20 protein-coding genes and 1 pseudogene are annotated in these 22,061 nt (G+C 64.8%); 11 read left to right on the forward strand and 10 right to left on the reverse strand.

All coding sequences use genetic code 11. From position 1 onward, the window contains the following. Window positions 1–100 precede the first annotated feature (100 nt). Window positions 101–946, forward strand: coding sequence for a DeoR/GlpR family DNA-binding transcription regulator (locus ABIG06_RS21055; protein WP_035699976.1), 846 nt, complete (start codon window positions 101–103; stop codon window positions 944–946). Between the two features lie 4 nt (window positions 947–950). Here ABIG06_RS21055 and ABIG06_RS21060 read toward each other — a convergent pair. After that, window positions 951–1,377, reverse strand: a pseudogene (locus tag ABIG06_RS21060) (type II toxin-antitoxin system VapC family toxin). Beyond that, complete coding sequence (locus ABIG06_RS21065; RefSeq protein WP_370138476.1) at window positions 1,374–1,658, reverse strand: type II toxin-antitoxin system Phd/YefM family antitoxin; 285 nt, start codon at window positions 1,656–1,658, stop codon at window positions 1,374–1,376. The pseudogene ABIG06_RS21060 and the gene ABIG06_RS21065 overlap by 4 nt, the downstream one beginning before the upstream one ends. A gap of 232 nt (window positions 1,659–1,890) precedes the next feature. On the opposite strand from ABIG06_RS21065, the gene glpD reads away from it, so the two are divergent. From glpD to ABIG06_RS21100, 7 genes are all read left to right on the forward strand, one after another. Next, entirely contained in the window at window positions 1,891–3,441 is a 1,551-nt protein-coding gene (gene glpD, locus ABIG06_RS21070) for a glycerol-3-phosphate dehydrogenase (RefSeq protein ID WP_370138477.1), read from the forward strand. After that, a complete protein-coding gene (locus tag ABIG06_RS21075; RefSeq protein ID WP_370138478.1) occupies window positions 3,438–4,577 on the forward strand; it encodes an ABC transporter ATP-binding protein in 1,140 nt (379 codons plus the stop codon). The genes glpD and ABIG06_RS21075 overlap by 4 nt, the downstream gene beginning before the upstream one ends. Before the next feature lie 13 nt (window positions 4,578–4,590). After that, the gene (locus tag ABIG06_RS21080) at window positions 4,591–5,676 is read left to right on the forward strand and encodes an ABC transporter ATP-binding protein (protein ID WP_124163316.1); all 1,086 of its coding nucleotides are present in this window, start codon (window positions 4,591–4,593) and stop codon (window positions 5,674–5,676) included. Next, window positions 5,676–6,650, forward strand: a complete 975-nt coding sequence (locus ABIG06_RS21085) for a carbohydrate ABC transporter permease (RefSeq protein WP_370138479.1) — start codon at window positions 5,676–5,678, stop codon at window positions 6,648–6,650. The genes ABIG06_RS21080 and ABIG06_RS21085 overlap by 1 nt, the downstream gene beginning before the upstream one ends. Further along, window positions 6,650–7,456, forward strand: coding sequence for a carbohydrate ABC transporter permease (locus ABIG06_RS21090; protein ID WP_124163318.1), 807 nt, complete (start codon window positions 6,650–6,652; stop codon window positions 7,454–7,456). Before ABIG06_RS21085 ends, ABIG06_RS21090 begins: the two co-directional genes overlap by 1 nt. Window positions 7,457–7,466: 10 nt before the next feature. After that, window positions 7,467–7,796 carry a DUF2160 domain-containing protein gene (locus tag ABIG06_RS21095; RefSeq protein ID WP_124163319.1) on the forward strand — a complete coding sequence of 110 codons (330 nt, stop codon included), beginning with the start codon at window positions 7,467–7,469 and terminating at the stop codon, window positions 7,794–7,796. A gap of 131 nt (window positions 7,797–7,927) precedes the next feature. Continuing rightward, window positions 7,928–9,670 (forward strand): ABC transporter substrate-binding protein, encoded by a 1,743-nt coding sequence (locus tag ABIG06_RS21100; RefSeq protein WP_370140882.1) that lies wholly within the window; start codon window positions 7,928–7,930, stop codon window positions 9,668–9,670. Between the two features lie 227 nt (window positions 9,671–9,897). Here ABIG06_RS21100 and ABIG06_RS21105 read toward each other — a convergent pair whose 3' ends face one another. The 5 genes from ABIG06_RS21105 to ABIG06_RS21125 all read right to left on the reverse strand — a co-directional run bounded on the left by ABIG06_RS21105 (window position 9,898) and on the right by ABIG06_RS21125 (window position 16,414). Beyond that, window positions 9,898–10,998 (reverse strand): alkene reductase, encoded by a 1,101-nt coding sequence (locus ABIG06_RS21105; protein ID WP_370138480.1) that lies wholly within the window; start codon window positions 10,996–10,998, stop codon window positions 9,898–9,900. A 179-nt stretch (window positions 10,999–11,177) separates the two neighbouring features. After that, window positions 11,178–11,681 carry a DUF1993 domain-containing protein gene (locus ABIG06_RS21110; RefSeq protein WP_124163322.1) on the reverse strand — a complete coding sequence of 168 codons (504 nt, stop codon included), beginning with the start codon at window positions 11,679–11,681 and terminating at the stop codon, window positions 11,178–11,180. 110 nt (window positions 11,682–11,791) lie between these two features. Next, window positions 11,792–13,090: a lytic murein transglycosylase gene (locus tag ABIG06_RS21115; protein ID WP_124163323.1), complete on the reverse strand. Its 1,299-nt coding sequence runs from the start codon at window positions 13,088–13,090 to the stop codon at window positions 11,792–11,794. A gap of 121 nt (window positions 13,091–13,211) precedes the next feature. Next, complete coding sequence (locus tag ABIG06_RS21120) at window positions 13,212–15,152, reverse strand: glycosyltransferase (RefSeq protein WP_424578384.1); 1,941 nt, start codon at window positions 15,150–15,152, stop codon at window positions 13,212–13,214. Next, complete coding sequence (locus ABIG06_RS21125) at window positions 15,149–16,414, reverse strand: HlyD family secretion protein (protein WP_370138481.1); 1,266 nt, start codon at window positions 16,412–16,414, stop codon at window positions 15,149–15,151. The genes ABIG06_RS21120 and ABIG06_RS21125 overlap by 4 nt, the downstream gene beginning before the upstream one ends. Window positions 16,415–16,780: 366 nt before the next feature. On the opposite strand from ABIG06_RS21125, the gene htpX reads away from it, so the two are divergent. Together htpX and ABIG06_RS21135 are read left to right on the forward strand one after the other, a co-directional pair. Then, window positions 16,781–17,740: a zinc metalloprotease HtpX gene (htpX, locus tag ABIG06_RS21130; protein WP_370138482.1), complete on the forward strand. Its 960-nt coding sequence runs from the start codon at window positions 16,781–16,783 to the stop codon at window positions 17,738–17,740. A gap of 131 nt (window positions 17,741–17,871) precedes the next feature. Further along, complete coding sequence (locus ABIG06_RS21135) at window positions 17,872–18,513, forward strand: tetratricopeptide repeat protein (RefSeq protein ID WP_370138484.1); 642 nt, start codon at window positions 17,872–17,874, stop codon at window positions 18,511–18,513. 5 nt (window positions 18,514–18,518) lie between these two features. Here ABIG06_RS21135 and ABIG06_RS21140 read toward each other — a convergent pair whose 3' ends face one another. Both ABIG06_RS21140 and ABIG06_RS21145 read right to left on the reverse strand, forming a co-directional pair. Beyond that, window positions 18,519–18,869, reverse strand: a complete 351-nt coding sequence (locus ABIG06_RS21140; protein ID WP_124163328.1) for a hypothetical protein — start codon at window positions 18,867–18,869, stop codon at window positions 18,519–18,521. Window positions 18,870–19,043: 174 nt separating this feature from the next. Then, window positions 19,044–19,844, reverse strand: a complete 801-nt coding sequence (locus tag ABIG06_RS21145; protein WP_370138485.1) for a hypothetical protein — start codon at window positions 19,842–19,844, stop codon at window positions 19,044–19,046. A 227-nt stretch (window positions 19,845–20,071) separates the two neighbouring features. Between ABIG06_RS21145 and ABIG06_RS21150 the strand changes: the two genes are divergently transcribed. Beyond that, on the forward strand, window positions 20,072–20,365 hold the full coding sequence (locus tag ABIG06_RS21150; protein ID WP_124163330.1) for an antibiotic biosynthesis monooxygenase: 294 nt from the start codon (window positions 20,072–20,074) through the stop codon (window positions 20,363–20,365). Between the two features lie 159 nt (window positions 20,366–20,524). Here ABIG06_RS21150 and ABIG06_RS21155 read toward each other — a convergent pair whose 3' ends face one another. Continuing rightward, on the reverse strand, window positions 20,525–21,970 hold the full coding sequence (locus tag ABIG06_RS21155) for a helix-turn-helix domain-containing protein (RefSeq protein ID WP_370138487.1): 1,446 nt from the start codon (window positions 21,968–21,970) through the stop codon (window positions 20,525–20,527). Window positions 21,971–22,061: the final 91 nt, after the last annotated feature.

Raw genomic sequence — 22,061 nt, forward strand, 5'->3', positions numbered from 1 at the left:
GTGGGTGAGGGCCCCTCGTCCATTAACCGTGATCGGCGCGTGCATTGACCGGAGGCGCGAACCGCCGCACCATGCAGCATTCTGATTTGAGGCCGTTGCCGTGACCGGACTAACTCATCGCCAAGCCGAAATCCTCAACATCGCGCGCGCTTCCGGCCGCGTCATGGTCGAGGAGCTCGCGCGTCGCTTCGAAGTCTCGGCGCAGACCATCCGCAAGGATCTCAACGATCTCTGCGAGCGGAGATCGCTGACCCGCATTCATGGTGGCGCCATCATCGCCTCGGGCGTCGAAAATCTCGCCTATGAGGCGCGCCGCTTCGTCGCCGCCGACGAGAAGAAGGCCATTGGCGCCGCCGCCGCATCGCTGATCCCGAACGGCTGCTCGCTCTTCATCAACATCGGCACCACGACGGAGGAGGTCGCGAGCGCACTGACCTCGCACGAGGATCTCCTCGTCATCACCAACAATCTCAATGTGGCCATGCTGCTCTACCGCCACCCCCGCATCGAGGTGGTGGTCGCGGGCGGCACGGTGCGGCGCGCCGACGGTGCCGTGGTCGGCTCGACCGCGACGCAGCTGATCGGCCAGTTCAAGGTCGACTACGCCATCATCGGCGCCTCCGCGATCGACGAGGAGGGGGCGCTGCTCGACTTCGACTATCGCGAGGTGCAGGTGGCGCAGGCGATCATCGCCAATGCCCGCAGCGTCATGCTCGTCGCCGATTCCACCAAGCTGCGCCGCAGCGCGCCGGTGCGCATCGCCCATATCACCCAGATCCAGACTTTCGTCACCGACCAGGAGCTCCCCGAGCGTCTCGCCACGATCTGCCACAGCAAGGGCATCGAAGTGGTGGAAGCGCTGCCGAAGGGCGCGGACATCGACGATGCGCCGGCCGATGCCCAGGATGCGGCACCGGAAGCCGCACCGGTGGTGCGGCTGCGATAGGGTTTTATACGTCGTCCCACGGATTGAGCAGCCGGACGCCGAACGCCGCAAAGTCCTTCACATTGCGCGTGACGAGCGTGAGGTTGTTCGCGAGCGCGGTTGCCGCAAGGAAGCCGTCCATGACGGACAGCGCAAACGCCGCTTCTGCGGCTCTGAGCCAGCAGGTCGCCCCAGTGCTCCGCCACCGCGTGGTCGATCGGCAGGACGCGTTCGGCAAAGCGCGTAGGCAGATCGTGGGCAAGCCAGGCGGCCAGCGCCGTGCGCCGGCGGCCATCCTCCAGCAATGCGATGCCGCGGCGAAGCTCGGCGATCGAGGCGACGCTGATGAACGCGCGATCCTCATCGATCGTATCCAGCCACGCCAGAACTTTCGGCGAAGGCGCGGGCCAGCGAACCTCCGAGAGCACGTTGGTGTCGAGCAACAGGTTCACGGCATCTCGTCGCGTGGTGCGTCGTTCACGCGCTCGAGGTCGAGATCGGCGCCGCGTAGCGGCGATGCCCACAGGAATTCGGCCAAGGTGCCTTTGCGCGCAGTCTTGCGCGCCCATTCCTCGGCGGAGACGACAACCGCATTGGGTTTGCCGTGCCGGGTGATCACCTGCGGGCCGGCTTGAGCGCGGTCGATCACCTCGGACAGTCGTGCCTTGGCGTTGGCAAGCGTCCAAGTGTCATCAGTCGGAGGTGTGTCGGGGGCAGTGTTGCGATCGGCCATGCGAGCCTAGAACCAATATGACCATTATAACTATAATTCTGCGTAGCCGTCCATTCGAGGGGATGCTGCTGCCTCGAAGAGCCGTCCCAACTGCTCATTTTCTCATCCACGTGCTCTCGAAAAAGATCCTCTTTCATTTCCTTTCGTCTCTCTTTCATCTTGCTTTCGTTTTTTGGTATGATTTAATCAAAAGCGAAAGTAGCCGCTCGACGGAACGGGCGGCCGCCGGGGGATGCGTCTGTTGGAGCGTATATTCGATCTCGCCATCATCGGAGGCGGTGTTAATGGCTGCGGCATCGCGCGCGATGCGGTGGGCCGCGGCAACACGGTTTTCCTGTGCGAAATGAACGATCTGGCGAGCGGGACGTCGTCCTGGTCGACCAAGCTGGTGCATGGCGGCCTGCGGTATCTCGAATATTACGAGTTTCGCCTGGTCCGCGAGGCGCTGATCGAGCGCGAGATCCTTTGGGGCATCGCGCCCCATATCATCCGTCCTCTGCGTTTCGTTTTACCGCATCACGCCGGCCTGCGCCCGGCCTGGCTGCTGCGTCTGGGCCTCTTCCTCTATGACCACATCGGCGGCCGCCACCTCTTGCCGGCAACCCGCTCGGTCGATCTGCGGCGTGACGAGGTCGGCAAGCCGCTGATCCCGAACCGTTATGCCCGCGCGTTCGAATATTCCGACTGCTTCGTCGACGACGCCCGCCTCGTCGTGCTCAACGCGCGCGATGCCGCAGACAAGGGCGCCGAGATCCGCACCCGCACCCGCGCCACGGAGATCCGCCAGTCGGACGGCGTCTGGACCGTCAGCATGCTCAACACGCTGACCGGCGAGCGCTCGCAGGTCCAGGCGCGCGCGCTAGTCAATGCCGGCGGTCCCTGGGTCGAGGACGTGCTAGGTCGCGGCGCCGGCGTCAATGCGAAGGCGAAAGTTCGACTGGTGCAGGGCTCACATATCGTCGTGAAGAAACTCTACGATCACGACCGAGCCTACATGTTCCAGAATGCCGACGGCCGCATCATTTTCGTCATCCCGTACCAGGACGATTTCACGCTGATCGGCACCACCGATCGTGATTATGACGGCGATCCCGCCAAGGTGAAGGCGACGGCCGAGGAGATACAATATCTGTGCGCCGCGGCGAGCGAATACCTCGCCAAGCCGGTCACGCCGGATGAGGTGGTCTGGACCTATTCCGGCGTGCGTCCGCTCTATGACGACGGCGCCAGCGAAGCCAAGGCCGCGACGCGCGACTACGTGTTCGAGCTCGACACGCCAGGCGGCGTGCCGCTGCTCTCGATCTATGGCGGCAAGATCACGACCTATCGGAGGCTCGCCGAAGAGGCCCTGGAACGCCTTGCACCCTATCTTCGCAGCGCGAAAGCGCGCGAGGGCTGGACCGGCAAATGGCCGCTGCCCGGCGGCGACATGGATGTGTCCGAGATCGATGGTCTGATCGCCGAGCTCCAGCGCGGCTATCCCTTCCTCAGCCATGAGCATGCAAGGCGGTTCGCGCGTGCTTATGGCACGCGGGCGATCAAGCTGCTCGGGGATGCGAAATCGGCGGCCGATCTAGGCCAGGCCTTCGGCGCCACCCTGACCGAGCGCGAGGTCCGCTACCTCATGGCCAATGAGTGGGCGGTCACAGCGGAGGACGTGGTCTGGCGCCGTTCCAAGCTCGGCCTGCGACTATCTGCCGACGAGATTGCGGCACTCGACGACTGGATCAGGACCCACGCCGTGCCGCAAAGTCCCCTGCTGGAAGCGGGAGGACGCTCATGACCGTGACACTCGATCACGTGACCCGGACCGTCGAGGGTGTCGAGCACATCCGCGATGTCTCCCTGACCCTCGAGAGCGGCACGCTCAACGTGCTGCTCGGGCCGACGCTGTCCGGCAAGACCTCGATCATGCGATTGCTCGCTGGTCTCGACAAGCCGACCACGGGCAAGGTGCTGGTCAACGGTAGGGACGTCACCGGCGCCGACGTGCGCCAGCGCTCGGTCGCGATGGTCTATCAGCAGTTCATCAACTATCCCTCGCTCACGGTCTACGAGAACATCGCCTCGCCCTTGCGCGTGCAGGGCAAGCCGCGCGACGAGATCGAGGCGCGCGTCGCCGAGGCGGCAAAGCTGCTGCGGCTCGAGCCGTTCCTGAAGCGCACGCCGCTCCAGCTCTCCGGCGGCCAGCAGCAGCGCACCGCGATCGCACGCGCGCTGGTCAAGGGCGCCGATCTCGTGCTGCTCGACGAGCCGCTCGCCAATCTCGACTACAAGCTGCGCGAGGAGCTGCGCGCCGAGCTGCCGCGCATCTTCGAGGCCTCGGGCGCGATCTTCGTCTATGCCACCACCGAGCCGACCGAGGCGCTGCTGCTCGGGGGCAACACGGTGTGCATGTGGGAGGGCCAGGCGCTGCAGATGGGCGAGACCGCTAACGTCTACCGCCGGCCGCAGACCTTGCGCGTCGCGCAGGTCTTTTCAGATCCGCCGCTCAATCTTGTCGGCATCGAGAAGAAGAATGGCTCCGTGCAATATGCCGGCGGCATCGCGTCACCGGCCTCGGGGCTGTATGCGTCGCTGGCTGACGGCGCCTATCGCGTCGGCTTTCGCGCGCATCAGCTCGCGCTCGCCAATGGCGAGGCCGACCGCCATGCCTTCCATGCCACTGTTACGGTGACCGAGATCACCGGTTCGGAGAGTTTCGTGCATCTGACCCGCGACGGATCGAACTGGGTGGCGGTGCTGCACGGCGTGCACGAATTCGAGCCGGGCCAGACGCTCGACGCCGTGCTCGATCCGAATGATGTGTTTGTGTTCGATGCGGCTGACCGTCTGGTCGCCGCACCTGGCATAGCGTTTTCAAGCGAAGTGCGTAGCGGATCGCGTGAAGAAAACGCGTCAACTAATAAAAGCTCCTGAGGAGGCATGCGCCATGGCCCGCATTGACCTCGTCGATCTCGCGCACTCCTACGGCGGCAATAACGCCCCACCGGAGAGCTTTGCGCTCAAGCCTGTCACCATGACCTGGCGTCAGGGCGGCGCCTATGCGCTGCTGGGACCGAGCGGTTGCGGTAAGACCACGCTGCTGAACGTCATCTCCGGCATCATCACGCCGTCGCGGGGGAAGATCCTGTTCGACGGCAAGGACATCACACCGCTGTCGACCCAGAAGCGCAACATCGCCCAGGTGTTCCAGTTTCCGGTGATCTACGACACCATGACGGTGGGGCAGAACCTGGCGTTTCCGCTGAAGAACCGCGGCGTACCGAGGGCCGAGATCGACAAGCGCGTCGCCGAGATCGGCCGCCTGCTCGACCTCGAGCCTTATCTCGATCGCAAGGCGACGCGCCTCACGGCCGACGCCAAGCAGAAGATCTCGCTCGGCCGCGGCCTGGTCCGCTCGGACGTTGCCGCCGTGCTGTTCGACGAGCCGCTGACGGTGATCGATCCCGAGCTGAAATGGCAGCTGCGCTCGAAGCTGAAGGCGCTGCATCGCGAGCTCGATCTCACGATGATCTACGTCACCCACGACCAGACCGAGGCGCTGACCTTCGCAGACACCGTCGTCGTCATGCATGATGGCCGCGTGGTGCAGAGCGGCACCCCGGCCGAGCTGTTCGACAAGCCTGCGCACACGTTCGTCGGGTATTTCATCGGCTCGCCCGGCATGAACATCCTGCCGGCGGAGGTGAGGGGACGCGAGGCCAGGGTCGGCGGCCACGTCATCGCGCTCAATCGCGCTTACGACAATCTGCCTGCGGGCGCGAAGATCGAGATCGGGGTTCGTCCGGAATTCGTCGAGGTCGTTGCGCCCGGGCCCGGCCTGCTCACCGCGAGGATCGAGCGCATCGACGATCTTGGCCGCATCCGTTTCGCGCGCGTGCGCGTCGGCGATGCGAAGCTGGCCGCGCGCGCGCCGGCGGGCTTCACAAGCGCGGACGGCACCGCCGGGCTGAAATTCGATCCGTCGCACGTTCACGTCTATGCCGACAGCCTTCTGGTGGAGGGAGCCGCCTGATGGACAAGACCGTCAACCAAAAAGCCTGGTTCCTGGTGCTGCCGGTGTTCCTGGTCGTCGCCTTCTCGGCGGTGCTGCCGCTGATGACGGTGGTGAACTATTCGATGCAGGACACCTTCGGCAACAACCAGTTCTTCTGGAACGGCGTCGGCTGGTTCAAGGAGCTGCTCGATCCCTCGACCGATCTCGGCGGCCGCTTCCTCGCCTCCCTCGGACGCAACCTGTTCTTCTCGCTGGTGATCCTCGCCATCGAGGTGCCGGTCGGCATCGTCGTCGCGTTGTCGATGCCGCGCGAAGGCTGGACGGTCGCCGCTTGCCTGATCATCCTCGCGCTGCCGCTGCTGATTCCCTGGAACGTGGTCGGCACGATCTGGCAGATTTTCGGCCGGCCCGACATCGGGCTGCTCGGCTATACCCTCAACGCCATCGGCATCGACTACAACTACGTCTCAAATGAGGTCGATGCCTGGGTCACCGTCATCGTGATGGACGTCTGGCACTGGACCAGCCTCGTTGCGCTGCTCTGCTACGCCGGCCTGAAGTCGATTCCCGAAGCCTATTACCAGGCCGCCCAGATCGACGGCGCCTCGCGCTGGGCCGTATTCAAGGCGATCCAGCTGCCGAAGATGAATCGCGTGCTGCTGATCGCCGTGCTGCTCCGCTTCATGGACAGCTTCATGATCTACACCGAGCCGTTCGTCGTCACCGGCGGCGGGCCGGGCAATTCCACGACCTTCGTATCGATCGAGCTCGTCAAGATCGCGCTCGGCCAGTTCGACCTCGGCAAGGCCGCGGCGCTGTCGCTGGTCTACAACCTCATCATCCTGATCGTGTGCTGGATCTTCTACACCGTCATGACCAATGCCGGCGTCGAACGCAAAGTCCAGGCTTCGAGCGAGCCGGCGGTGGAGCCCAAGCCTTCGGTCGGGCTCAAGCCCGTGCCCGCACTCAAGCCTAGGGAAGGAGTGGCCTGATGCATTCGATTCCCGGCCGCCGCCTCATCATGGGGCTATTCCTGGTCTTCCTGCTGTTGCCGATCTACTGGCTCGTCAACATGAGCTTCAAGACCAACAGCGAGATCGTCTCGACGATGACGCTATGGCCGCACAATCCGACGCTGCAGCACTATCAGCGCATCTTCACCGACGAGAGCTGGTATTCCGGCTACATCAACTCGCTCGAATACGTCGTCCTCAACACCATCATCTCGATCGCGGTGGCGCTGCCGGCGGCTTACGCCTTCTCGCGCTACCGTTTCCTCGGCGACAAGCATTTGTTCTTCTGGCTGTTGTCGAACCGCATGGCGCCGGCCGCGGTCTACGCGCTGCCGTTCTTTAATCTCTATTCGGCGATCGGCCTGTTCGATACGCCCTGGGCGGTCGCGCTGGCGCACTGCATCTTCAACGTGCCGCTCGCGGTGTGGATCCTGGAAGGCTTCGTCTCCGGCGTGCCGCGCGAGATCGACGAGACCGCCTTCCTCGACGGCTATTCCTTCCCGCGCTTCTTCATCAAGATCCTGGTGCCGCTGATCGCGAGCGGCATCGGCGTCGCTGCCTTCTTCTGCTTCATGTTCTCCTGGGTCGAGCTGCTGCTCGCGCGCACGCTGACCTCGGTGCATGCCAAGCCGATCGCCGCGATCATGACGCGCACGGTGTCAGCCGCCGGCATGGACTGGGGCCTGCTCGCTGCCGCCGGCGTGCTCACCATCATTCCGGGCGCGCTGGTGATCTGGTTCGTCCGCAACTATATCGCGCGCGGTTTCGCGCTCGGCCGCGTGTAGGGAGGCAACCATGGAATCTATCGCATGGATGGCCTGGACACTGCCGACCGCGATCTTCTTCGTCGCGCTCGCCTGCACCCTGGCCGTGATGACCTGGCTCGCCGCGGTCTATCCCGAGGCCGAGCGCGTCGGCGTGCTGCGGATCCCGACCACGCGCGGCGATCGCCTGTTCATCTCGCTGATCGCGGCCGCCGTCATCCATCTCGTGTGGATCGGTCTCGTCGGCACCGATCCCATTGCCACGCTGCCGGTCGGCGAGGAGGGTTTTGAGATTTCGAGCCTGTGGCTCGCAAGTGGAATTTCGCTGGTCACGGCCGCGCTCATCTTCCGCACGGTCTGAAACTCGCGAAGGGACGGCCAGATCCGGGGGCCAACCCGGGCCTGTATAAAAATTTGTCGCTGCAACGGAGGAACAACATGCGACAGTTTAGGAGAAGGAAAGGTCCATTGACCAAGAATAGCTTTTTGACAATGTCCAGCACCGCCGCGCTTCTTGCGGTGTCGCTCGCCATGTCGGCGCCGGTGCGCGCCGCCGACGAGGCCGTGATCCAGAAATGGATCGCGGAATTCCAGCCTTCGACGCTGTCGAAGGAGGACCAGAAGAAGGAGCTGGAGTGGTTCGCAAAGGCGGCCGAGCCCTTCAAGGGCATGGAGATCAACGTCGTCTCCGAGACCATCACGACTCATGAATACGAGGCGCAGACGCTGGCCAAGGCGTTCTCCGAACTCACCGGCATCAAGCTCAAGCACGATCTCATCCAGGAAGGTGACGTCGTCGAGAAGCTCCAGACCCAGATGCAGTCCGGCAAGAACGTCTATGACGGCTGGATCAACGACTCCGACCTGATCGGCACCCATTTCCGCTACGGTCAGACCATCGCGCTGTCGGACTACATGACGGGCGAGGGCAAGGACGTCACCGACCCTATGCTCGACGTCAACGACTTCATCGGCAAGTCGTTCGGCACCGGGCCGGACGGCAAGCTCTATCAGCTGCCCGATCAGCAGTTCGCCAACCTCTACTGGTTCCGCTACGACTGGTTCACCAATCCCGACTTCAAGGCCAGGTTCAAGGCCAAGTACGGCTACGAACTCGGCGTGCCCGTGAACTGGTCCGCCTATGAGGACATCGCCGAGTTCTTCACCAACGACGTCAAGGAGATCAACGGCGTCAAGGTCTATGGCCATATGGACTATGGCAAGAAGGACCCCTCGCTGGGCTGGCGCTTCACCGACGCCTGGCTGTCGATGGCCGGCAACGGCGACAAGGGCATTCCGAACGGTCTGCCGGTCGACGAATGGGGCATCCGCATGGAGGGCTGCCGTCCGGTGGGTTCTTCCGTCGAGCGCGGTGGCGATACCAACGGACCGGCGGCGGTCTACTCGATCACCAAATATCTCGAGTGGATGAAGAAGTACGCGCCGCCGCAGGCCCAGGGCATGACCTTCTCCGAGTCCGGTCCCGTGCCGGCGCAGGGCAACATCGCCCAGCAGATGTTCTGGTACACCGCCTTCACCGCCGACATGGTGAAGCCGGGCATCGCCGTGATGAACGCGGACGGTACGCCGAAATGGCGCATGGCTCCTTCGCCGCACGGCGCCTACTGGAAGGAAGGCATGAAGCTCGGCTACCAGGACGCCGGTTCGCTCACGCTGCTGAAGTCGACCCCGCCGGACCGCCGCAAGGCGGCCTGGCTCTATCTCCAGTTCATCGTCTCCAAGTCGGTAAGCTTGAAGAAGAGCCATGTCGGTCTCACCTTCGTCCGTGAATCCGACATCTGGGATAAGTCGTTCACCGAGCGTGCGCCGAAGCTCGGCGGCCTGATCGAGTTCTACCGCTCGCCCGCGCGTGTGCAGTGGACCCCGACCGGCAACAACGTGCCCGACTATCCGAAGCTCGCGCAGCTCTGGTGGCAGAACATCGGCGACGCCTCGTCCGGTGCGAAGACGCCGCAAGCCGCGATGGATGCGCTGGCCGCCGCTCAGGATTCCGTCATGGAGCGCCTGGAGAAGTCCGGCGTGCAGGGCGCCTGCGGTCCGAAGCTCCACAAGAAGGAGAAGCCAGAGTACTGGTTCGCCAAGGCAGAAAAGGACGGCACCGTCGCGCCCCAGCGCAAGCTCGCCAACGAGAAGCCGAAGGGTGAGACGGTCGACTACGACACGCTGATCAAGTCGTGGCCGGCGAGCCCACCCAAGCGCGCCGAAGCGAAGTAATCGGCGCTCGGAGAGTCACAAGCACGAAAGGCTGGGAGCGATCCCGGCCTTTTTCTTTTTCGTCAATTCGGCACGCCGTCTCCACATCGTCCTTGCGAGCCAACGGGTCCGCGCGAAGCGCGGCCCGATGACAGGCTTCGCGAAGCAATCCAGGCTGTCACCTCGGAAAGATTCTGGATTGTTTCGTCGCAAGCGCTCCTCGCAATGACGGCGGAGAGCGCGGAACCTCACTCCGCCGGCTCGGCCGCCAGCGTCGGATAATCCGTGTATCCCTTCGCGCCGCCGCCGTAGAACGTGTTCTTGTCCCAGTCGTTCAGCGCCGCGCCCCGCTTCAGCCGTTCGACCAGGTCGGGGTTGGAGATGAACGGCTTGCCGAAGGCGATGAGATCGGCCGCGTTCGCGTCCAGCACCTTGGTCGCGAGGTCGAAATCATAGCCGTTGTTGGCGACGTAGGCGCCGGCGAAGCGCTTGCGCAGGGACGCATAGTCGAACGGTGCAATGTCGCGCGGCCCGCCGGTGGCACCCTCGACGACATGGAGATAGACCAGCTTGAGCGCGCTGAGGCCGTCGACGATGTGATCGAACAGCGGTTGCGGGTTGCTGTCCGAGAGGTCGTTGGCCGGCGTCACCGGCGAGATACGAATGCCGGTGCGATCGCCGCCGGCCTCTGCGGCGACGGCCTTGGCGACTTCCAACATCAGCCTGGCGCGGTTCTCGATGGAGCCGCCATAGGCATCGGTGCGCTTGTTGGCGCCGTCCCGCGCGAACTGGTCGAGCAGATAGCCGTTGGCGCCGTGGATCTCGACGCCGTCGAAGCCGGCTTCCAGGGCGTTCTTCGTCGCACGCTTGAAGTCGTCGATAATCCCGGGAATTTCGGAGAGTTCGAGCGCGCGCGGCTCGGAGACGTCGGCGAAGGTGCCGTTGACGAAGGTCTTGCCCTTGGCGCGGATCGCGCTCGGCGCGACCGGAGCGGCGCCATTCGCCTGGAGGTCGACATGCGAGATGCGGCCGACATGCCAGAGCTGGATGAAGATCTTGCCGCCGCGCTCATGCACGCGATCCGTGACCTTGCGCCAGCCGGCGACCTGATCCTTGGTATAGATGCCGGGCGTGTCCTGATAGCCTTGGCCCTGCTGCGAGACCTGGCTCGCTTCGGTGATCAGGAGCCCTGCGGAGGCGCGCTGGCCGTAATAGTCGGCCGCCAGCGGACTCGGAACGAACGTGCCGGGCACGGCACGGTTGCGCGTCAGCGGCGCCATCACCAGGCGATTGGCCAGCGTGATGGGGCCGAGCTTGTAGGTCTCGAACAATTTCGTCGAACGGCTCATGGGAAATGCTTCCAGGCGGTGAGAGGTCCCGAACACTTGTGCATCGCGACATCAGGCGCAAGGGATGAGCCATACGGAAAGTGCAGGCGAGCTGCGCGGCAGCGCCCGCGCAGCATAATTCATGTGCAATTCCGGCCGCAGCAGCGGAATTTCGCTACGCGGCCGTGCGATCCGGAAAATCAGTTCGTCCCCATGAAGTCGCGCTTGCCGATTTCGACGCCGTTGTGACGCAGGATGCCATGGGCGGTCGCGGCGTGGAAATAGAAATTCGGCAGCGAGAACGAGCTCAGGAATTGCTGGCCTTTCATGGTGATGGATTTGTCGGGCCCAGCCGGGAAGGTGACGTCCCTGGCATCGGCGCCTTCGAACTGCTCGGGCTTGAACGACTTGACGTAGTCGATCGTCTTCGCGAGCCGCTGCTTCAATTCCGCGAAGCTGGTCTCGGTGTCGGGCGTCGTGGGCACTTCGCTGTGAGTGAGCCGGGCGCAGCCCTTGGCGGCAAAATCGCTGACGAGCTGGACCTGCCTCGACAACGGCAACATGTCCGGGAACAGGCGCGAGCCGAGCAGGACGCCGGGATCGATCTTTTTCGCCGCGCAATGCGCCTCAGCTTTGGTGAGCAGCCCGGTCACGCTGTTCAGCATCTGCAGATAGGCGGGGACGACGGCGTCGTAGAAGGACATGTGATGCTCGCTTCAATGGTGGGAAATCTCAGGAGAAAACCTGAGTCACTCACATGGGGGGCTCACGGAAAAATACAATCGTCGCAAGTGGCCTGTGCAGTGCGAAAATTCTACCGAATCGTCGCCTGGGGCTGCGCTTGCGCCGTGCTGCCGCCGCGCATGCGGGCGAGGAGCTCGGCCGTCGGCCAGGAATCGGCCGGCAGGCCGTACTTGATCTGCATCGCCTTCACCGCAGCGCGGCTCTGCTGACCGAGTACGCCGTCGACCTTGCCGACATTGAAGCCGGCACGCACCAGCAGCTGCTGCAATTCCTTGAGCTCGTTGAACGGCAATTGCGCGACCGGCGCCGACGGCTTGCGCATCGGCGCGGCACCGGCAATGCGCGAGGCGAGATAGCCCGCCGTGGTCGAGTAGATCAGCGAGTTATTCCACTCGGTGTAGGCCGCGAAATTCGGATAGGCCAGGAAGGCGGGACCATGGCGTCCCATCGGCAGCAGCACGGATGCCGAAAGGTTGTCACTCGGCAGCGGACGTCCGTCGGGATAGGTGACGCCCATCTGCGCCCATGTCGAGCGCGGCTCGCGCGCCGTGAGATCGGTCTTCTCCCACGGCAGGTTGGACGGCACCTTGATCTCCTCCAGCCACGGCTCGCCGCGCCGCCACTTCAAACCATTGGCGATGTAGTTCGCGGTCGAGCCGATCACGTCGGCTGGCGAGCGCAGCAGGTCGCGCCGTCCGTCGCCGTCATAATCGACCGCATAGTTCACGTAGTGCACGGGCAGGAATTGCGTCTGCCCGAGCTCGCCGGCCCAGGAGCCGATCATCTCGTCGGGATGCAGATCGCCGCGGTCGATGATCTTCAGCGCGGCGATGGTCTCGCCCACGAACATCTCGGAGCGGCGGCAGTCATAGGCAAGCGACACCAGCGATTTCAGCGTCGGCAGATTGCCCATGTTGGCGCCGAAATCGCTCTCGAGGCCCCAGAAGGCGGCAATCACGGCCGGCGGCACGCCATATTCCTTTTCGGCGCGTGCAAACGCTGCGGCGTATCGCTTGATATGCTGCTGCCCGTTCTGCATGCGATAGGGGGCGGCCATGCGGCCGGCAAATTCGGTGAAGAGCTGGCCGAACACGCGCTGGCCGCGGTCGCGATTGACGATGCCCTGGTCGTAGACGAGATACGGCGAGGCCTCTGCGATCGTCCGCTGCGACACGCCGGCGGCCACCGCCTGTTGCTTCACGTCGGCCAGGAAACGATCGAAGCTCGCGCCATTGTGGCACGAAGCTGCGCGCGGCGAGGGCGCCTTGGGCGCTGCGGGCCTGGCGGGAGGTGGAAGCATCTGGGCGGAAGCGGTGGCGGTACATGCGAAAAGCGTGACGGCCGCGATCAGAAATCGGGTCTGGACCATAGGGGTTCCGGCGGGGAAAAGGACTGGCGTGGATTCGCTTGAAGTTTAGGAGAATTGATGGCCTCAAGCCATCCTTTCGATGCTCCACCAGCAGAGGAAACGCAGGTGATGTTGCGTCGGCCTAGCCGAACAGCCGCATCAGCAACGCTTTCCCGACCGGGAGCGCCCTCACTCCCCGAAAGGCGCGAACATACTCGCCGGCATAGAATGCCCTGATCGCGTGCACGCGCGTATCCATGCCTTCCTCGAACCGCACGGCGAATCCGTCCGCCGTCCGCCGCACCACGACGGCCGCGATCGGGCGGCCGTAGATTCGGCATTCGATCGTGCTGCCCGGCGCCGGCGGATCGGGATCGATCAGGCGGGCGCCCGTGATGGAGATGTCGCCGAGCCGCGCGAGATGCGACCTGCCGCCGTGACGCAGCAGGACGGTCTCATTGCGGCTGAACCGCTCCGCCTTTCGCTTGCGCGGCTGCTCGATGCAGACGAAGCAGACCACGGTGAGGATGACCGCGTTATAGAGGCTCCAGGCCAGGGGCAGTCCGCCATAGGCGACGTTCTCGCCGCGCAGGTGCAGGATGAAGGCATAGGCGATGGCTGCGAGCGTGACGACGAGCGCGCTGCCATAGAGCCGCAGCAGCGGCCATTCGACGAATCGCCTGTTGCGGTCGCCGCCTTTCGCGGTGACCTTGAACTTGTGTCCTGTCGGCTTCAACAGTCCGATCGCCACCGCCGTGAGCACTGCAGGCGCCGCGATGAGCTGCGAGACATCCGTCATCATCGCCAGCGAGCGGCCGCGCGACAGCCAGGCCATGCTGAGACCATGCCAGACATAGAACGGCAGAAAGAAGCGCAACAGCTCGGTGAGGTCGGCCTGAACCGCCTTGATGCCGAAAAGCAGGAACAACCAGGGCACGACGAGGCCCGCCACCTTCGCGGCGTAGACCGCCGACCAGCTCATGAAGGCGTCGGTCAGCGAGAGCCGGTCTATAAGGGACAGCTTCGAGTCCCGCGAGAGCGGTCCGCTGCGACCGCGCACGATCTGCATCAAGCCGAGGCACCAGCGTGCGCGCTGGGTGATGTATTCCTTCAGCCCCTCCGGCGCGAGCCCGATCGTCAGGCGCTCGTTGAGATAGATCGTGTTGAGGCCGCATTCCTTGAGGCGCAGCGTGACGAGGTAGTCCTCGGTCACCGAATCGATCGGAAATCCGCCGATCTGCATCAGTCCGGCATAGCGAATGAGGGACGAGGTGCCGCAACAAAACGCGACGCCCCAGGCGTCCTTGGCCGGCAGCAGGATGTCGAAGAAAAAGCGTTGCTCGTCGGGCCAGACATCGGTCGCGGCGAGGTTGGTCTGGATCGGATCTGGATTGATGAAGTGCTGCGGCGTCTGCACCACGCCGACCGACTCGTCGTCCATGAGCGGGATGGTACGCGCAAGGAAATCGGGCCGCGGCACGAAGTCCGCATCGAGAATGGCGACGAATTCCGGCCGCTCCGGCAGCGCGCCGACATGCCTGAGTGCATGGTTGATGTTGCCGGCCTTCGCGTGGAGGTTATCGTGCCGCGTGAGATAGTGGCAGCCGAGTTCGCCCGAAAGGCGCCGTAGCCAGGGCCGCCGTCCGTCGTCCAGTACCCAGACGCGGTAGTGGCCATAGGCCATGCCGGTCGCGCCGATGATGGTGCGCTCGAGGATCGACCGTTCCTCGTTGTAGGTGCAGATGAAGACGTCGATCAACGGCGCACGCGGGTCGGTGGCGCGGCCGTCGATCTTCGCCGCCCCGGTGCGGTCGCGCGTCCGGCTCAGGAACAGCAGCGACAACACGACCGCGACCAGCGAGGCTGCCTCCAGCAGCATGAAAGGGTAGCCGATCACAGCGTCGACAGTCAGATGCGGCGGCGGGAGCGTCGAGGTGATGCGCCAATGGAGATAGCGCAGCAGCAACGCCACCGACACGACGGCCACGCACGAGCGCGCCATCGTGCTGTCGCGCCTGAGCAGCGGAACGATCGCCATGAAGGCGCCGAGCGCAATCAGGCCGGGCGTCAGCGCCGCCGTCACGGCGTGGACTCATGCCGGGCGAACACGACGCGGCCGGTGCGTCCCACGGTGCAGGCGCGGGTCGCGGCATCGCGCGATGCCACGGTCACGCGATAGGGCTCCTTGCTCAGCGCATCCGGGTTGATGGCGAGATTGGCGGGCGCGCCGGCGGCGCCGGTCAGATTGACCACGGTGCCGAAGAGCGGCTCGCCGCCATCATTCGGCTCGAAGGTGGCGTGATCGCCGAGGTGCAAGCGGTTGTAGACGTTCTCGGTGACATTGGCGGTGATGACGGCGCCGCTGCAATCGAGCACCTTGAGCAGGGGCTGGCCGGCCTGCACGTCCTCGCCCGGCGAGGTCATCATCTCCCAGACACGCCCCGCGACGGGTGTCGTGATGTTGGCTTCCGACATATCGGCGAAACGGACCTCCTCGACGATGATCTCGTTGGCGAGCCAGGCGATCTCGGTGTCGGTGCGAGCAAGATCGGCCTCGAGGTCGCCGGCGCGCTGACGCATCTCCTCTTCGCGCTGCACCGAGCTCGGCCGGTCGTTATAGCTGTCGCCGAGGAACGAGCCGTTCTGCGCCGCGGCGAGCTCGACCCTGGCGGCATCCAGCCGCGTGCGCGCGCCGAGCTCGGTCTGCTGTGACACAGAGAGCTCGCGCGTCAGCCGCGACAGCTCGACGGTCGAGACATTCCCGGATCTGGCCAGCGCCGAGGCTCGTTCGACGGTGGCGCTGGCCTCCTCGCGCCGCGCCGCCGCCGCCTCGATCGAGGTCTGGATCTCGGCGATGCGGGCCTCGAGCTGGAGCACGCGTCCGTCGCGGAATTGCGCGGCCTGCCGCGCAAGATCCTTTTGTGCGGCCTGGGCCAAGGCAAGCTTGGCGGCAAGGCTCGGCCGCTCGTTCTCGAGGCGCGCTTTCTGCCGCCGGAGATCGTCGAGCCGGGTCCGATCGCTGCGCGAGTTCACGACGCGCAGAACCACGGTTCCGGCTTCGAGCTTGGCCTGGTCGCTGACGCGCTGAGCAGCCGCCACGCGGCCGCCGATCGGCGTGCGCAAGGTGACGAGGCGGGAGTTCAGCACCGCCTCGACACTCGAATTCTCCCAGACCGCGCGCAGCGGCAGCCAGCCGAACACGGCGACGATGGCGAGCCCGATGGCGATCTTGGCACCGCGCCGCAGATACGACCAGCGGCGTCCGGATTCCGGCGCCGTCTGCCCGTCCGGCGCATGGCTGGGCTCGTCATTGGCGAACAGCTGCTCGTGCAGCGTCTCCTGCAAGCCCTTCGCGTCAGTCTTGCTCTCGTTAGGGGGGGAGTGGGTGTGGGGTCGACGGAAGCGGTGCGTGAGCGGTCCATCATGACGGTCACCTTGCTGACGAGATGCCAACGGAACCGGCCAATGCACAAGAACCGTGCGAGGTGCCCGGCAACCGCGGATTAAGCCAATGCTGCGCTTTCCAGGTTGCTAAATGCCAACGTGTGTTTTTGTGCAAATAACCGTCAAGGTTTAGCGTGGGCCGAAAGGCTGGCCGCACTGCCCTGGATCTGCGGCTCGGCGACGCACGAACCTTGCGGTCTCCCGCCGCATTCATACCTCGTGGATGCCGGCCGGAGGTTCGCCCGCGGCCGGTCTTAGGAGACGGCCATGAACTATTTTCGTACCGCAATGCTGCTCGCAGGCCTGACCGCCCTGTTCATGGGCGTCGGCTATCTCATTGGCGGCGCCTCGGGCGCCATGATCGCGCTCGTCATTGCCGCCGCGACCAATCTCTTCACCTACTGGAACTCCGACCGCATGGTGCTGTCGATGTACGGCGCCCATGAGGTCGACCGTTCGACCGCACCGGAGCTGGTCGGCCTCGTCGCCGAGCTTGCGGGCCGTGCCGGCTTGCCGATGCCGCGCGTGTTCGTGATGGACGAGCTGCAGCCCAATGCGTTCGCGACCGGCCGCAACCCCGAGAACGCCGCGGTCGCCATCACCACCGGCCTGATGAACCAGCTCAGCCGCGAGGAGCTCGCAGGCGTGATCGCGCACGAGCTCGCGCACATCAAGCATCATGACACGCTTCTGATGACCATTACCGCGACCATCGCGGGCGCGATCTCCATGCTGGCCCAGTTCGGCATGTTCTTCGGCGGCAATCGCGAGAACAACAATGGTCCGGGCATCGTCGGCTCGATCCTGATGATGATCCTTGCTCCGCTCGGCGCCATGCTGGTGCAGATGGCGATCAGCCGCACCCGCGAATACGCCGCCGACAATCTCGGCGCGCGCATCGTGGGCCAGCCGATGTGGCTGGCCTCCGCGCTGGTGAAGATCGAGGGTGCCGCGCATCAGGTGCCGAACTACGAGGCCGAACGGAATCCCGCGACCGCGCACATGTTCATCATCAATCCGCTGTCGGGCCACGGCGTGGACAACCTGTTCGCCACCCATCCTTCGACGCAGAACCGTGTCGCCGCCCTCCAGCAACTCGCGGCCGAGCTCGGCGGGCGGGCGGCGCCGTCGGTCGGGGCCAACGAGAACTACCCGCCGCGCGGTCCCTGGGGCCGCTCCTCGTCACGTGGATCTTCCCGCGGTCCTTCCCGCGGTCCCTGGGGCTAACGGAACCGGTGAGGATTTGCGGCTTTGTGACTTGGCGCACATAGGGTCGTCCCGGCCGGTGCTAACACCTCGACGTGACCATTCCTTCGAAAGGGGATGCGTGGCCGGCGCGCTGCCGGCCACCGTCGAAGATGACCAGAGCTGCCATACCCTTGCTGATCGTTCTTTGCGTGCTCGTCGGCCTGTCCACGCACATGGTCGTCAATTGCGGCGACGAGGACGATCCCGACATCTGCTCGGCCGTGATCGGCTTCTCGCCGCTCCGCGGCTCGCTGATCGCCTTTGCCTATGAGGGGCGTGGACGGATCGCGCTGCGTCACGGCGACTTCAGGCGGGCGATCGCCGACTTCGACGAGGCCATCCATCTCAATCCCCACCGCGCCTCGCTCTATCGCGAGCGGGCGCTGGCGCGCCGGCAGAACGGCGAACTCGAGGGGGCCATTGCGGATTATGACGAGGCGATCGCGCATGATCCCAAGCTCGCCGCGCCCTATCACCAGCGTGGTCTTGCGCTCGCCGCCATGGGCGAACTCGATCGCGCCATCCTGAGCTACAACACGGCGGTCCGCCTCGATCCCTCCGACGCGCAGGCCCGTCTCGATCGCGGCCTCGCGTTCCTCGCCCGCGGCCAGGCCGACGATGCCCGCGCCGATTTCGAGGCCGCGCTGGCGCTGCCTGCCGGCAAGAGCGGCGGGGCGCGAGAGGCAGCGCGCGCCAAGCTCGCCGAGCTCGCCAGCGCCGAGCCGACCCGGGTCTCTGCGCCGCCGCGGTAAGTGGGTTATTTCGCCTTCTTGGCCTTAGCCTTCTTCGCCTTGGCCTTCTTCTCGGGCTTTTCCTTCGCCTTCTTTTCCACCTTCACTGCGACCGGCGTGCTGGCGGCCAGACGCATCGATCGCGCGTAGCTGTCGGCGACGTTGTCGGCGGACATCTGGAGGCGCTTGGCGGCCGCAGTGGCCTGCTCCATGATGGCCTTGGCCATCATCTTGAAGCGCTCGCCGGTCTCCTTGCCCTTGGCCTTGGCCGCAAGGCCGTTGAAGCGATCCCGCCGCTCCTTGGCGCGGGTCATCAGGCCCGTATGCAGCTGTCTGGCCAATTGCCGGATCACGACATCCAGGTCGGCGTCCGCCATGTTCTCTCATCCTCTTCGAAAAACGATATCGATGCGGCGGGACTATGCAGATCGGGCCCCGCCTTGGCAATTCCCGCCAGCGCGTCATCCGCAGCTTCCGACTTACGAAGCAAAAAAGCCGCGCATTTTGCGCGGCTCTTTGGCTGGCTCGCTTGAGAGGACGCTAGCTCTGCCTCACTTCAGCGAGGCCACGGGGCCGTTCGATGCCGCCGGCTCGGGGTCGAAGCCGAACACGCCGACCAGGTATTTGTAATAGTCCGGCATCTTCTGCTTGAGCGCCTCGCGCGATTTCGGATCGTGGAATTCGCTTTTTCCGGCCAGGAAGATGCTGGCGGTCACCGCAAAGAATTCCATGGGATTCTTCATCGCATAGGCTTCCTTGGGCAACATGTCCTTGGACTTGGCCAGCGCGTAATAGGCGATCACGCCCTTGTTGGCGTAGCCGTCCGGCAGCAGCCGCGCGTGATAGGCGTGGAGGAGCTCGTGCAGCAGCACGGCCTCCTTTTCGTAGCGCATCATGTCCGGCCGCAGCATGATGACGCCGAGCCCCGAATCGACCGCGAGGTCGACGGCGTTCGGATTGGTCCAGCGCTGCTTGTCGTGGTCCCACACCGTCAGCGTTCGCGGCACGCGGCGCTCGACATTGGGAGCGACGCGGCCGTAGCAGGCGGTTGCGGCGCCTTCGTCAAGGCAGGCGAGCTCGCTCGCGATGATCGGCACGGTGCGGAAGAAGCGCAGCACGCGCGGCGACAGGCCGGCCGCTTCGACGGCATCGATCTGCTGCTTCAGATTGGCGGTGAGCTTGTCGACGTCCTTGCGGTCGGAGTTCTCCGACAGGTCGAACATGTAGCCGCGGTAGCCCTGGAAGCCCGGCGGCAACGACTGCGCCGCCTCGGCATCGAGCGACCCGGCATGGGATGGATTGGCGAAGAGCGCGCCGACAATGGTTGCGGTCAGCAGCAACGCAATGCGCATGATGAACCCCCTGATGTCACTTCGCCCGGCAGAATAGGCCGCCGTTGTTTGCGAAACGTGAGTGGGGCGAGACTAAGGCGCCGATGTTGAGGCGCGCTTAATCCCTGGTTGCGGATCGCGCGGGCGGATTAGTGCGGGGTTAACCAAGCGTGGATCGGCGGCGTGCTTCGGCGTATCATTCGCTCCGGGTACCAGGCCCAGAGTCCAGATAGCCGGAGGAGGATGCCATGTATGCCGCCATCCGTCAGGCCAAGGCGAAAAGCGGGAGTGCGGAAGAGCTGGCGCGCCGCATCAAGGACGGCGCCGTTCCGATCATCAGCGACGTCGACGGTTTCCGCGCCTACTACGTCGTCTATGCCGGCGACGATACGGTGACCGCGATCTCGATCTTCGACAAGTTCGAGCAGGCGGAGGAGGCGAACCGGCGCGCGATCGCCTGGATCGAGCAGGATCTGGGGCCGCTGCTGGCGGGCCATGCGAGCGCGGCAGCGGGGCCGGTGATCGTGCATACGCTGGCGTAGGGGACGATAGTATCGTGCCCCGGACGCAGCGCAGCGCCACTTCGGCGGTGCGCTGCAGAGCCGGGGCCATGCGAGACGGGAATTCGCAGCTCCTGGGTCCCGGCTCTGCGCAGCAGCGTTACACGCTGCAGCGCGTCCGGGACACGGTCCTGCGCCCTCTCACAACTCCCGTGCATTCGAAAACGCGAAGCTCGACACCCGCCGCGTCGTCTCGTCCAGGATCAGCGTGCGCGTGATCGGGGGCTCGGCGCGCTGCGCGCAGTTTTCGCGCTCGCACAGGCGGCAGTTGACGCCGATCGGCGTGCCCTCGGTTTTCTCCAGGTCGATGCCGGCGGCATAGGTCAGTCGTGCGGCGTGACGGATCTCGCAGCCGAGGCCGATAGCGAAACGCGGCTGCGGCAACGGGTGCGGCGCGACGGGGCGGCGTACCATCTGCGCGATCGAGAAATAGCGCGTGCCGTCCGGCAGCTCGATCACCTGCTTGAGCAGGCGGTCCGGCGTGTCGAAGGTCGAGTGCACGTTCCACAGCGGGCAGGTGCCGCCGAATTTCGAGAACGGGAAGGTGCCGGAGGAGAAGCGCTTCGAGACGTTGCCGGCATTGTCGACACGCAGAAGGAAGAACGGAATGCCGCGCGCGTTCGGCCGCTGCAGGGTGGTGAGACGGTGGCAGACCTGCTCGAAGCCGGAATTGAAGCGTTGCGCCAGCACATGGATGTCGTAATTGAGCGCTTCGGCTGCGGCCAGGAACGCAGGGTAGGGCATCATCACCGCCGCTGCAAAATAGTTGCCGAGCGTGATGCGGAACAGGCGACGCGGCGCGTCGTCCAACGGACCGGCGCGGCCGATGATGGTCTCCAGGGCTTGCGCGCATTCGCCGAGGCCGAGCTGGAAGGCAAGCTGGAACGCGCGGCCGGGCTGGTCGACCAGCTCGGAGATCAAGAGTTGGCGACGATGCCGGTCGAAGCGCCGGAGCGTCTCGCGCATCACGTCCACAGGCATGATGCGGGTCTGGATCGAATGCTTTTCACGCAGCCGCGCCGCGAGCGCCGCATACAGCCCTTCGGCCGGGACGTTCAGTTCATCGCGCAGAGTCTCGGCGGCCTGCTCCAGCTCCGGAAAATAGTTGCGGTTCGCCTCAATCAGCTCGCGCACGCGCTCGACCGGATTGGTCTCATAGCGCGTGCCGACGTCGCGGTCGGCCATTTGCGCGGCGGCCAGCGTCTCGCCTTGGCGCGCCTCGGTATAGGCGGCGTAGAGCCGCTGCAGGGCGTGGGTGACGCCGGGGCAGAGCTCGGCGAGGTCGCGCAGCTCCTGCTTGGGCACGTCGATCTGGCGGAACAAGGGATCGGAGAAGATCTCGTTGAGCTCGGCAAAGAAGCGGTCCTCGTCGGCGGTGGCGAGGTCGCGCAGGTCGAGGTCATAGGCCTCGGCCAGGCGCAGCAGGATTTGGGCCGTCACCGGGCGCTGGTTGCGTTCGATCAGGTTGACATAGCTCGGCGAGATCCCGAGCCCCTCGGCGATCTGGGTCTGCGACAGCCCCAATTGCTGCCGGATTCTCCGGAAGCGCGGGCCGACGAAGAGTTTCTTGCCGGACTCGGCGGCCATGGCTCAGATCTCCACCTGCATCAAGGACAGTCTTGTTGACCTAATGATTTACAAAATTTACAAAATAACATCTATTACATGTTCTGATGTT

Origin of the sequence: Bradyrhizobium sp. USDA 326, from assembly GCF_049739485.1 — a bacterium.
In the GTDB taxonomy this organism is placed as follows: domain Bacteria; phylum Pseudomonadota; class Alphaproteobacteria; order Rhizobiales; family Xanthobacteraceae; genus Bradyrhizobium.